We start from the raw sequence: 14,073 nt of genomic DNA on the forward strand, positions 1-14,073 counted from the left end.
AATGGTAAAATACTTTTAATCTATAATTTTATAAATTCCATTCATTGATCGGAACAGAGGGATTATTACTTGCACTATTATTTGTAATTTCCACAGTAATAGTAGTTGGACCACTTACATTTTGTAGTTTAATCTGTAATTTGCCATACCATTTATTTATTTGATTTTTTTGTTTCATTATTGATGAAAAAATGGGACGTGTTTCGTCCAAATAGTTGATATCTGTTTCTGTGTTATTTACAATTTCGAATGCTGCATCTGCGGGTGAAACGATTCTTATAATAGTACTCTTCCCACTCTTAAAACAAGTTGCCACTTTTTTATCATTTGAAAGAGTCATACTTCCCGTTTGTGGAGTATGCCCAAGCCAATATACGGTTGAACCATTTTTTTTAGGAGTAAATTCATCTTGAATAGTAATAGTTTGAGTTACCCTGTTTAGTTTAATTCCCCGTATATATTTATTCATATCACGTTTGTATATATCACTCATATCTAATATATAGAAACCACTATTATTTCCGGAATTTTGATTGATCAAACGAGCCATCCCCTTTGGATTTTGTTCCGGACGAGCATCTGGATTGACAACCAAACAACTTTTTCCTTCAGTACGGACTCTGTAATAATAGAATCTACCGGGGGAACTGGCTGTAGTAGTGGAATTACTTTCATAATAAGGTGCAGTTTCATCAAAGTAATCAGCAGGATAAGGATTTGTTGTACCCAGACTACCGATAAAAATGCATTCTCCATTAGCCTGAACATAGAATGAACCGGCATCTAAATGCCCGTGACTGGCACAGTTATCTCCCCCATGCATACCCACATAAAACGAATTAATATCTGAATTATTCTGGTTGATATACATATAATCTGCCCCTTTAACATACCCTTGTAATGGGATTTCGCTGACTATTCCCTGGTTAACTAATTCCGGATAATAGAACAAAAGGTCATGGTATCCATTCATCATTCCTTGGCGACTTATACATTCGTCGTAATGTTTCTTAGCCAGATTGGGATCGTTAAAAAAGTGAGCAAACCAAAAATAGGATAGGAATTTATTTGTTTTACCGTAGTATAAATAATCATCCCCAAAGGTTGCTGTTCCTACTGGTCCAGATACATTATATGGAAACCAACCTGTTTTTGAAATACCGTTTAAATCTGTTAATCCATAAGTTGTTGTCAGGTTTCGCTGCATAGCTTCCAATGCCAGGAATGCGTTGGTTAATCCGTAGGACCAATACATCAGTCCTTCTTCACTGGCCCCATCCGGTTCGAAAGATTGCATATATATCATCATTTTATTTGCAGCTAAGGCAATCAGCTGGCTCATGAAGTCGGGATCTGATTCATAGACAGCTAATGCCGCACAGATAAGTCCTCCATTGCATATTCCGTTCCAGTTGTTATTACTATTATACCAAGCCCATGCTTGTCCTTGTCCGGTTTCTATTTGCATTTTACCCGGTTCCAGTGCCAGACGACGAAGTCCGTCAATTAGCTCACTTCTTTGTTTATCATTTAAATAGTCATAAATTGCGTCATAGGCCATTGCAAATCCGCGTGCTCCAATTCCGGTATCGAGAAAATGGCGTGAGGCCCCCCAATCTTTCCAACTGCACATAGACTGCATTTGTCTATAACAACGTTCTGCATACTTCACATCTTTTGTGAATAGATAGGCTAAAGATAAAACCGGTAAATCGGTATTACCAATTTCATGGATTGTACTTATTCTTAAATTAGTATCATCCAATTTCCAAACTTTGAGTGGTGCTGAGAGTAAATTTTTGGCTTGATTTATGATATCTGCATAAGTTCTTGCCGCAAATTTTCGGTCACCATTCACCACACTCATAATTTCAGCAATTCGTGCTTCGTTATAGAATAATCTGGGATGGATACCTTCTACTCCTGCTTTTAAGAAACCTTTTGTAACACTGTTTTTATCGATGGGAATTTTATCGGAAATCGGTTTGTCCGACTCTTTTTCTACATTGAATGAGTAATTACTTTCGAACTCTTTCCCACCTAACTTTATTTTAATAGGGTAATTACCTGATGTAATATGAGTAGGAATAACGAAAGTGATTGTACTTTCATCGCCTCCAGATGGAATGATTTCGTTTTCACCCAATAGAACTAATTCATACGCAAAATTTTCGGCAAAATTATTTCCGGTAATCGTAACTTGCGTGCCTGATCTTCCAGAAAGAGGTGAAATCTTCTCTATTGTTGGAATTTGAGTATCATTCCCATTATCTGTAACGTTATCTTTACATGCAAGAAGAAAAAATAGAAATATGAAGGGATAAAATATTCTCATATCAGTAGATTTAAGAAAAAGCAAAAGAGTGGTTCACACGGAGATCACCCTCCTTTGCTTTACAATAAATTTATTTTAAAATTTTACATACAACAGATTCGTTTCCACGTTCGACTTTTATTATATAGAGCCCTGCATTTAAAAGGGGTATATTGTATTCTGCGTTTGTCTTGTTATAAATCATCATCCCAAGGCTATTAACAATAGTCACTTTATCAGTATTCTGTATACCTTCGAGATGTAATATATCATTTACTAAAGATATTTGAATATCCAACGTTACTACATCTTTTAATCCACTTAGAACAGAACCGTATTCATAAGCTCCCATATCGGGGGCTATTCCACTTATTCTCTTATTTCCACATATGTCGGTAATGAATACATCGGAATAAGATTGAGTATTAGGATTGGCTCCATTAATTCGAATAGGAATGTTTCTGTCTGTTCCGGCATTTATGCAAACTGAACCTTCTTTCAAGCTCCAGTCTGAATTTGAAATTTCATCCCAATCACCTTCCAGTAATTCTACACCACTAAAAGAAGTGGGTTTCACGAAAATATCATCTAAAGAATAATTAGCAGAAATCAGATTGTCTTTGAAATAATTTGTTAGATAGTCATCTTTAGCTGTTGGGTCATAACCTTTAATAGCCTCTGCACCTTCTTCTTGTATGAGATTATTAAACGTTGCCAGTAATGGACCTTGTTTTTGATAAAGTTGTGAAACTCCGCCTTCATTACCAATAATAATATTATTTTGAATACAGCTCCAGCCATTCCAATCACCCAAGAATAAACCTCCACAACTACTATCCGAAGTATTATTGGCAATAACACAATTTATAACGTCTCCTACCGAACCGTTTTCAATAAATATACCTCCACCTTCGTCACCGGCATGATTATTAATAATAACACAGTTGTAAAGACAACCCGCTATACCTGGAGCACCTGCTGCCTGACATTTTTTCATGGCTACCCCTCCGCCTTTTTGCCAAGCTTTTCCTTCGGTAGTGTTATTACGAATGACGCAATTTGAAAGGACCGAACGATAAGATATAAACGCTCCCGCTCCTAAGTCATTTCCATTTTGAATATAAAAACCGTCCCAAGTTGTTGTATATTGGAATAATATATCTTGATTTTGAAAAAGGACACGTGATTTTTTCTCTCCATCCAAATAAGTTTTATTATTCTTTAAATCTCTTATTCCATTGTCAACTGCGGAATATCCACCATATACATTAACTCCGTCTTTCATAAGGAAACCTCCGTAATAAGTACCGGCAGCTACCCGTACTTCTCCTTTATCTGCATTAGCCTCTACTTCATCTACCATGGCTTGTAAGTCACCCGAAGCATTTTCCCAAGACGTTCCGTTGCCTGTAGCATCTTGCTTCACATAGCGGATAATTTGTTCTGCATCGGCAGTAAAATAATTTACTGTTAAGATACAAATTGCAATCAGCAATACTTTTGTAATTTTTTTCATAAAATGTAACAGTTTAAAAATTAAACAAATATAAATTACTTTATGACAAAGATAGCGGATTAGAATATTGACACATTCCACTATTCAGTTCAACTATTGTATTATTTTGCTTTGATTATTTCCTAAGTACTTTTATCTATATAATAAAGTTGGATTATGCATCAAGCAATCAAAATAATTAGCCGCAAAACTTTTAGACCCATCCGGACGAATAAGCCAAAATCCTCTCATTTCATCGGTCTTTCGTATATCATTCAGTTTTCTAAACTCTTCATTTTTAGGCTCATTACAGTAAAGTTCCCACTGAATTATATAAGGTACGCTAAGTGATAGGCATACGGCTATATAAGTATTCCAGTTGGCCGTTATAACCTCCTTAGTCAGGCCTTCATACCGTTGTTCTGGTATACCAATTTCTCCAAGAAATACTTTCTTTTCTTTATTCATATATGAACTTGGAGTAAAATTCTGTTTTATAAATTCAATACCTTTATAAAGATTTATCCCCTCATCCAATCCCGTTGTAGAAAGAGCATCATAACATGACCACGATACCATATCTACCCGAACTTGTGGAAGTACCGAATTGATAATGCCTGGAATACCATTCATGCTATCCATCACCTTATTGGCTTCAATCGCATGGTATATTTTGCATTTAGAGTACCGTATTTCCGAACGTGCTCTTTCTACGCCTCTTTGGCGGGCATTGAACCATTTTATCATACTATTGATACGTTGAGTCGAATCCGAAGGAACAAGAACTGTGTAACGATCTCCATCTACAGCTTTAATAAGTTCACCGGCTTTACGTGACCAACGAGCCTCATCTCCTGTTCCTCCGCGCATAATCCAATCACCCTCCCAATTATGTAGTACAAATTCAATTTCCTTATTTTTATATTGTTCAAGTAGATATTTAGAAAGTTCATAAATTTCATCCTCTTCCTGAATAGCTGTTTTATCAGTCGTATTGACTCCGGCTCCAGAAATACTCAATGCAATTGTACTGAAAGACATATCAAAACACGTCTTGTAATATGGGTGTTCTGCCAATTGTTTTAAAGTAAATTCTTTGGGTAAACTCCAGTTTGAGTTATATGGATATCCCCCTCCTCCTTTATTAAACCATAGCTTTACCACTCCATATCCCATTTCTTGCATTTTTTGGCATCCCTCTATAATATAAGGTTCTTTAGTGAAGTAATATTTGCCACCGACGTGAGTAGCTCCAAGACGTTTATACATATCTGTTGGAACCGGATATTTATTGGTAGGTTTGTGTTCATTGATAATAGATAAAATTTCTTTATCCGTCAGGCATTTCATTTCATTTTTAACCGAATTGCATGAACATATATTCAGCAACATTGAGAAAAGGAATAAGATTGATTCAATTTTTCTTTTCATAATATTAGTTTTGAGGAATTTTTGTATTGCATACTAACTTGTACAATACAAAATTACGGTAAAAGTTAAAGTCAATATGGACATATTTTGCTCAAACAATATACTATTTTGCCAATTTACTTTTGCAGAATAATATTATGATTTAAGAGTGCAGAAATTTTCATTCATATATAAAAACATAATGAAAGAATCGTATATGTGATTTTAGACTATAAAAGTGAAATATACACTATAAAAAATGGGCTGACGAATACCGATAAGTATTATTATCAAGAATTCATGTTCCTATCCGAGGTAAATTATATAAAAGATATGGAATACGTATCTGTCCGAAATATTAGTAATACAAATCCTTTAAGTTATACTTTTTTAGTTCCAATTGTCTGTACGAAATGGTACAGCCGGTAAATCGTCGGAATTATATAAGTTTACTTCGGGATTATCAGCCCAACCGTAACGTAATGATACCGGATTGGGTACTTTGTCAGAATATACAACAATCGTTTCTCCTTCTATGTATGCCGTATCAGTCCAATAAAACTGCTGATCACTTCCAGCTATTGCAAACGATTTGGGTTGATCTCCATCTTTTGTTTTTAATCCGCCGGAAACATTATCGAAATAAATACGGATTTTATCTCCTTCAATTTCCATTTTACGGAAGGTGGGTCCCCTTCCAATGATCGAAGCATCATAGACAAGTGACTGTGCCTGCTGATAAAGTCTCCGCCCGACATCAAGTTTATTACGTGGATGAATATCGTTTGTTTCACCAATATCAATTGTAGTAACTAATCCCGTATTAGGATAGCGTAATGACATGGCTTGGGCCTCACGCAATTCTGCCCATTTAGACTCTAAAGGCTCGGATGCTCGTTTCATATAATTTGCCAATTGAATAGTAATAAATGGTAAATTACCCTGCTTGAAACCAATCCGCCAACTTTCTATCAGTTTAGGTAACAGACTTTGATATTGCTTGGCCTTTCCTACATTATTTTCTCCCTGATACCAAAAAATTCCGCGCATACTATAAGGCATTAACGGGTGAATCATTGCATTGTAAATTACGGTATGAGTATTATAATAGTTTTGCCAGCCTGGTAATTCTGGTTCAAGTGTAGCATTAAATTTCCATGGATTATCTAACCTGAATGATTGCATACCGTTTTGCGTGGTAAGAATGAGAGGTTGCTCGTCAGTACCAAGCCAGGCACTGCCCCAATGGATTACTACGCGTGCTGTAAGCTGGTTTTTGCGTTTTAACAGGCGTGCGGGAAATTCGAACTTTTTGCTAGGTAGTGGAGTTAGTTTGGTTCCATTCAACCAAAGTTCAATGTTTTGTACATTGATACTTCCGTCAAGCAATAAAGATTGTTTGGAGAGATTGGCTGGAACTTCAAAGTCCGTACGTAACCATGTCACCCCCCAATAATTATTGAGTTTCATCTTATTCGTATTTACAGGAGTATCCACCGTCAACCAATCATCATCTTTATAATTGGGGCTGAATACTTTCTTACGAATACCACGATTTGCATGTGTAGCGATACTGTCACGTATACGGTCATTCTTCTGGCTTTGGCATACATAATTCTGCCATTTTAGGCTATCCGTGTCGAATCCTTCAACCCATTTGGTATATGCATTATGGGTCCGGAGTACGTCAGCACTCATCCAGGCCTCAATATCAGTAGCTCCCCAGGATGCGGAGATAATACCTATCGGTACGTTGTGATGTTGATAAAGTTCCCGTGCAAAATAATACGCGATAGCAGAAAAACTTTTGACATGTTCCGGTGTACAAACTTCCCAATCAACGGGTGCAAGTTTTTCTATGGGAGTGGAGTGGGTTTCGTTTGGTACGTTAAGAAAACGTATCTGTGGATAATTTGCATCGGATATATCTTGATCTGTATTCGGACCTACTCCGTTTTGCATTTTCCAAGCCATATTGGATTGTCCTGATGCGAGCCATACTTCGCCAATATAAATGTCTTTTCTTTTTATTTGTTCATTATTACTTTTTACAATTAGTTCATAAGGTCCTCCTGCGGAACAGGCAGGTAGATAAAGAAGCCATTTTCCGCTACTGTCTGCACGACCATATCCCCGATTATCTCCTATTTCGGCCACTACAGTAGCATTGGGGAGTGCTTTTCCCCAAATAGGGATCGGTTTTTCTTGTTGTAGTACGCCATGGTCTGAAAAAGGAAAAGCTAAATATAAATTGTTTGAAGCCAAACTGGGTATAGCTATGATAATTTTGAATACTAACAATATTAATTTGACTTTTTTCATGATCGTACCTGTTTAAAATGAATTCCAGTTTTTTGAATAGTATGCTTTATCTATTTTCTGGGCCAGTTCTTTATCCCCTTTCTGTAAGGCCACCTGTTTCATATCATGATAGAGGTAGAATGCAAGCCAATAGCCATATCGATAACGTTCTTTTACTGAACGTGGATGACGGTAAAAATTATACCATTCTACATTAAGGCGTTGCTTTTTAGCAATCTCAACTACTTCTTCCGCCTGTTTCCACATATTATCTGATACGGTTTTAAAAAGTCTATGCATATCATCATACGACTGTCTGGAAGTATCGATAATTGTATTCCGGTCATCGATACCCAGTTCCAGTAAAGAAATACGTTCTTCAAAATGCCGGTCACCATCCAAGTCATATTCTATAAGATCAATGAATCCATTATTATCGGTATCGGTATATTTTACCAAACCAAATTTTTCCGGATCGGGATTCATACGAAAATAATTCCATTTGTCGTATAACCCTCCGAAACCTTGAAAATTGTAGGCTGTCTGGTCAATTCGCCAACATCCCCATTCTGCCCCATAAAGATGTATACGCCCATCGAAAGTTCCCACATAAAGACTTCCTTCACCTGAATTATCCAAATCCCATTCTCCGCGGTCACCTATTGCATCCGATTGGGCATTATTGTCCAGTCCTCCCTTGTGCAGACCAATGGCATATAAATCTTTGGGCTCATAAAACTCCACCCTTTCCCAACGATTACAATCGTCATCTTCATCGAACACAAACCAACATTGGTCGTATTTTCCTTTTCCACGTTTAAAAAGTAATTCCAGTGCTTTTTTCGGGTCAGGATAAATTAGTTCAGTTTGCTGTCGCCAGCGTGGGTCGTAAATAAGTTTATCCGCTTCGGGTAATCCACGGAGTTTTTTGAAAGTATGTACCTGATCTGAATAATCGAATCCTTCTCCTCTAAAATGGAGGCTCATATCAAAATCAAACTCATTACCGGGACAGTTGTCATTGTCCAGATCCCATGACAGGGCAGCCCAATCTATTTTCTGAGTAAATTGAATTTCATAACGTTCGTCTATATCTTTAAAATGTGGCGAATTTCCTTCTTTAGGACGAAAATAAGGAGTATCCACCATTCGAATCGAGAATTCAGATAATCCATCGCCATCCTGATCGAAAAAGATAAAAGGATTTTCCCAATTATACCTCAAATCAGCAATATTGAAAGTTGAAGCATGCATCTTTAGAAAGAGCGTATTACCGTGATAGTCGGTAAAGAAATTGCAATGCCCACTGTGCGCCCAACACATTAACCGGATCTGGTTCCAATCAATATAATTGTGAATTCCATCTTTCTCATTAAAGTCTATAATATACATGAAGTCGGCACCCCAATCGAAATAACCGAATTTCTCTCCTTTTCCATTAGATACCACCACTTGAACATCGACAATCCCATCGTTGTTCTCATCAACCCAGTCAATACATAAATCCATGGGGCCACCGAAAACTCCATCGCGGTTGAGGTCTATCAGCAGACAATCGTCTATCATATCTCCTTCGGTATCTCCATATTGCATATTGTCATTATCGTCTATCCACATAACCGGGATATCACCAAATATACGGGTAATAAGTATATCCGGATCACCGTCCCGATCGAGATCAATATATTCTACCGGAGCATTTGTTATAGGCATACGCCAAGGAGTGAGTTGCGTATGTGCGTTCCAATAAGTAATGGAATCAGTGGTCTGTGCCATCATTCCGGCACAGAGCCACCATCCAAAGGTGATCCCAAAAACAATCTTCCAACCTAATGTTTTATTCATATTAAATAAGATTTTGACAAAGTGAAAATGCCACTATAAACAAGCAGCTTTCTTCTGCTCTTAATAGAGTATCCTGTCTAATAACATATTAGTATGTTTTTTCATGGATGATATTATAGTCGCAAAGTTAGGGCTTTAGCTATATCTATATGAATACTTTACAGCATAAGCATAATACTATTTTGCTTTTTATTTGGAATGTGAAGAAAAAGACGTAATATTGTGACCATATTAATCTATAAAATACTGATATAATGAAACGCATTATTCGGGAAATAACCCCCATTAATAACGATGATTTTTTCGTCTTATTAAACCACCCGACCGCAGGATTTGATTTTCCTACTCATTATCATTATGAGTTCGAACTCAATATGGTGAAGCATTTTGAAGGAAAACGTATTGTAGGCGACTCAGTGGAAAATATCAATGGTTCAGACCTGGTACTGATTGGTCCAAATACTTTTCATGCCTGGGAAGCTAATGCAGAGTTTCGTACTCATGTTATTACGATACAGTTTAGTTCTGAACTGTTTGGTTCTTCTTTTATCAACAAAAATCTGTTTCGTCCGGTAAAAGAGTTACTCGATCTCTCTGCACGTGGTATCGTCTTTTCAGAAGCGGAACAAAAACGTATTTTGCCTCGTCTGCTCGCTTTGGCAGACAAAAGGGGATTTGATTCGGTAATCGATTTTCTGATTATTTTGAATGAGCTTGCTATTTCGCCTGATAAACGGGTATTGTGTAGTCCGAATTTTACTCAGAATCATTATGAGGTAAAAAGTAGACGCATTAAAATCATACATCAGTATCTACAAAAGAACTATAGTAAAAGAATCACTGTCGGAGAAGTTGCTAAACTTATTAATATGACAGAATCAGGATTTTGTCATTTCTTTAAAAAGCGGACTCAAAAGAGCTTTATCGATTTTCTGAATGACTTGCGTGTTGGTGAAGCCGCCCGTATGTTATTGGAAACGACAAATACCATATCAGAGATTTCATATAATTGTGGCTTCAATAATATTTCTAATTTTAATCGCATTTTTAAGAAGAAAAAAGGTTCAACACCGACGGATTATAGGGAAAGAAATATGAATAAGATGACCATCTACTAAATTATAGCTTTTCATTTTTAGGATTGGCAAGGAGACGACTATATCTTTCAACAGACTTACGATTCAGTGAGCGAATATTGCTATACTTGACCTATTTTACAGTTATTTCTCCTTCCAACCAAGGAGTCGTACCCAATTCTAGACTCCGGGCAATGGGTAAAGAAGTGGAAACAAAAAGTTTATGTGTTCCCGGTACCAGCATGCGATGTCCTTCCATATTGAAATCCGAAAAACGGCTGGCAGGAATATGGAAAGAATACTGACTTTCTTCACCTGGATTAATTCGGATACGCATAAAGTCTTTCAGATCGAATCGTGGAGTCCGAAATTTAGCACCTTTAGTCTGTTGATATAGTTGTATTACTTCTTCCGCAGGAACACTTCCGGGATTGCGGACAGAAAAGGACACCACCAGAGTATCAGTCGGAGTAAGGTATAAAGCCGACTTCTGTTTCTGAGAGTATGCCGGGAGTACTTTGATCTTTAAATTGCTTAATTCAATGGTGCTGTAACCCAATCCGAAACCAAACGGGAACATAGGGGTAACGGTAGAATATTTATAGGTCCTTCCTTCCATAGAATAACTTCTATAATCCGGAAGTTGATTCTCATCCATTGGAAAAGTAATGGGCAACTTACCTGAAGGAGATACTTCTCCGAATAATATGTTTGCCAAAGCATCGCCTCCTTGCTCACCCGGATACCAAACAAATAATAATGCGTCGGATAATTGATAGACCTCTCTTAAATCAACAGGACTTCCTCCCGTAACGACGACAATTAGCGGAGTATCTTTGATCGTTTTGCGCAATTCGCGTAAATATTTTAGTTGTGTAGCCGGCAGGGCGATGTCTTTACGGTCGCTATGAAAATCTGAGGCAATAGCTTCTCCCTCTTCACCTTCGGATAATGTACTTAACCCGATAACGGCTATTACTGCATCCGAACCGCGCGAGTCAGTAAATGCCCAATTTTCGCTATTCTTATTTTCTTGATTATATGTGAATCCTTTGCGATATTCCAGTCGGGTTCCTAAGTCAACTTTGGTAGTAATTCCTTCCAGAATAGTACGTGCTTCTCCTGTTTGCCCGTTATAATTGCCTAACAACACATCGACATCTGAAGCATGAGGACCGAGTAGATAAAGACGTTTTATTTTTGGAGAAAGTGGAAGGGTTGGCATGTTGTTTTTTGAAGAAAGAGAATTCTTTAATAATACGATAGACTTCTGTGCAGCTTCGAGTGCCAGCATCTTATGTTCCCGGTTTCCCACAACGGATAACGGAATCGCATTATAAGGACAATCTTCTTTTGCATCGAAAAAGCCCAGTTTAAAACGGGTACGATATATATTGGTTACAGCGCGATCAATATCTTTTTCATCTACCAATCCTTGCTTTATTGCATTTGGCAAAGCCCGGTAAGTATCTCCACAATTCAGGTCGATTCCCTTATGTATGGCAAGAGCGGCAGATTCTTCGGGAGTTTTCGTCACCCTATGCCCCAAATGAAAGTCTTGTATGGCCCAGCAATCCGATACGACATGTCCTTTAAATCCCCAATCTTCGCGTAATAAATGATTAAGTAGGTCGTTGGCACAGGTTGGTTGTCCGTAAAGTGCCGAATAAGCCCCCATAGTTGCTTCAACATGGGCTTCCTTGACCAATGCTTCGAATGCCGGAAGATAGGTTTCATATAAATCCTTCAATGGAGGTTCGGCATTAAAGTTATGCCGTTCGCCTTCCGGTCCACTATGAACCGCAAAGTGTTTCATGCAAGCCGCAGTTTTTAGGTAATACGGATTATCTCCTTGCATACCTTTAACAAAAGCAACTCCCATTTGCGAGGTAAGCCAGGGATCTTCACCCCATGTCTCCATTCCTCTTCCCCAACGTGGGTCCCGGAAAATATTTATATTAGGTGACCAGAATGTCAGCCCGGTGTATTGGGTACGGTTTTCCATTGATTGTGCAGCATTGAATTTAGCACGTGCCTCATCGGATGTTGCTACAGCCAGACGGTAAATTAATTTAGTATCGAATGTGGCAGCAAGTGCGATAGGCTGGGGAAATACTGTGGCACGTCCGAATCGGGCTACCCCATGAAGTCCTTCACTCCACCAATTATATTCGGCAATTCCCAATCGTGGAATTGCAGGTGAATCATGCAGTAATTGAGCACATTTCTCTTCCAGTGTCATACGTGATACGAGGTCATGCAGACGTTCTTCTAAAGGAAGACTCTTATTTTGATAAGGCAGTAGCCCCTGTGCAAATGCCATGAAGGAGATACTGCAAAATATAATAATTCCTAATGTCTGCTTAAATAGTTTTTCCATAAATATCCGGTTCTATTTTAGTGCTTCAAAACTGATAGCCGCCTTAAGAAATTCATCTTGGGAAGGTATTCGATTCTGCTTTTGTGTGAAGTCTATTATCCACTCACGGCTTTCAATATAGAATTTCTGATATGTATAGTAAAGAGGAGTTTTACTTCCTTTTTGGTCGATTAGCCAAAAACCGCGGTTGGAACCGTCATCATTTAATTCATTGTTGTACATTTCCCAGAAAAGGATAAAAGGGCATCCCCATTTCATTGCTGTTTTTATTACCCATTTGGCACGCTGGTCTATCTCTTCCTGAGAATAAACGGATTCACTCCAACCATACTCACCAATGAAAAGACGCTTTCCTTGTATCCCAGCTTTTGGTTTCATTTTCGAAGCTATGTGGTTGAGGTGCATTATAAGCGTTGAGTCCATAGCTGCTTCTGTCATAGGAGGATTGGTTGCTGTATAAGAAGAAAAGGAAACATAATCGGGATTGATTTGTGGTAAAATGGTATTAACGACACAAGTATCTCCTTTTACGGCAAGGTCCGAAAGGTTTACTTCCACATAATGATACATTCCTATATTATTATGGGGAGTATCCCGCTTAGCATCATCAATGGCTTTTTGGCGAACGTTGAGCCAACGTGTCATTCCTTCGACTGTACGCGGATTTGCAGGCTTGTCCCGATTGTAATCCCAACGTAGATGCCAGTCTCCTTCCCAATTACCAAGATAGAAAACTTTTCCCGTTCCCGAATACTTTCTTAATAAGTAGCAGGCTAAGTCATAGATTTCTTTGTATGATTTATCGGCATATTCGTCACTCAGTCCATTAATAAATTTAATTTGGTATTCATCTCTCTTTTCACCTTTGGGTTCTTGTGTATATTGTGAAAATTCATAGATCCATATCTGGTAATATGTAAAATCCATATTGAATACTTGGGCTACTGACTTTTCTTGGGCTAAATCCCTGAGACTTTTTATTTCCGATTGGTAAGGGATATCATAGTTTTCCCAGTAATATCGTGGACTCAGACTCATTTTTAGTAAATTAGAACCCATTTTACGGATTTCTACGGCCGTTTCTACCAAATTTGTCTCTTCAGTAAATTTATATTTTGCTCCGACAGTTTGCGTTCCGATGACATAATTGTAGGAGTTGATTTCTTTTTCAAAATTGTTCCCATTAGTGCAAGACAGGCAAATATAGCCACTTGTGACCAAGTATATTACAGTTTTTAGAATAGGATTCATA

Annotated in this window: 8 protein-coding genes; 1 reads left to right on the forward strand and 7 read right to left on the reverse strand. The window is 37.8% G+C overall.

Going from position 1 to position 14,073, the window contains the following annotated elements:
* Positions 1-28: 28 nt before the first annotated feature.
* From QX565_RS03300 to QX565_RS03320, 5 genes are all read right to left on the reverse strand, one after another.
* The gene (locus QX565_RS03300) at positions 29-2,335 is read right to left on the reverse strand and encodes an IPT/TIG domain-containing protein (RefSeq protein ID WP_289291251.1); all 2,307 of its coding nucleotides are present in this window, start codon (positions 2,333-2,335) and stop codon (positions 29-31) included.
* Positions 2,336-2,405: 70 nt separating this feature from the next.
* On the reverse strand, positions 2,406-3,830 hold the full coding sequence (locus QX565_RS03305) for a choice-of-anchor Q domain-containing protein (RefSeq protein WP_195349280.1): 1,425 nt from the start codon (positions 3,828-3,830) through the stop codon (positions 2,406-2,408).
* Positions 3,831-3,962: 132 nt separating this feature from the next.
* On the reverse strand, positions 3,963-5,240 hold the full coding sequence (locus QX565_RS03310; protein WP_147351263.1) for a hypothetical protein: 1,278 nt from the start codon (positions 5,238-5,240) through the stop codon (positions 3,963-3,965).
* Positions 5,241-5,609: 369 nt separating this feature from the next.
* On the reverse strand, positions 5,610-7,541 hold the full coding sequence (locus tag QX565_RS03315) for a sialate O-acetylesterase (RefSeq protein ID WP_122201460.1): 1,932 nt from the start codon (positions 7,539-7,541) through the stop codon (positions 5,610-5,612).
* 12 nt (positions 7,542-7,553) lie between these two features.
* Positions 7,554-9,365: a hypothetical protein gene (locus QX565_RS03320; protein ID WP_122201461.1), complete on the reverse strand. Its 1,812-nt coding sequence runs from the start codon at positions 9,363-9,365 to the stop codon at positions 7,554-7,556.
* Between the two features lie 254 nt (positions 9,366-9,619).
* Here QX565_RS03320 and QX565_RS03325 point away from each other — a divergent pair, with 254 nt between their 5' ends.
* A complete protein-coding gene (locus tag QX565_RS03325; protein WP_122201462.1) occupies positions 9,620-10,483 on the forward strand; it encodes an AraC family transcriptional regulator in 864 nt (287 codons plus the stop codon).
* Positions 10,484-10,574: 91 nt separating this feature from the next.
* Here the strand turns inward: QX565_RS03325 and QX565_RS03330 are convergent, their stop codons facing one another.
* Both QX565_RS03330 and QX565_RS03335 read right to left on the reverse strand, forming a co-directional pair.
* Positions 10,575-12,821 carry a glycoside hydrolase family 3 C-terminal domain-containing protein gene (locus QX565_RS03330; protein ID WP_122201463.1) on the reverse strand — a complete coding sequence of 749 codons (2,247 nt, stop codon included), beginning with the start codon at positions 12,819-12,821 and terminating at the stop codon, positions 10,575-10,577.
* Positions 12,822-12,833: 12 nt separating this feature from the next.
* Positions 12,834-14,072, reverse strand: a complete 1,239-nt coding sequence (locus tag QX565_RS03335; protein WP_122201464.1) for a hypothetical protein — start codon at positions 14,070-14,072, stop codon at positions 12,834-12,836.
* Position 14,073: the final 1 nt, after the last annotated feature.

The organism is Bacteroides sp. 41_26, from assembly GCF_949740115.1.
Taxonomy (GTDB): Bacteria; Bacteroidota; Bacteroidia; order Bacteroidales; family Bacteroidaceae; genus Bacteroides; species Bacteroides nordii.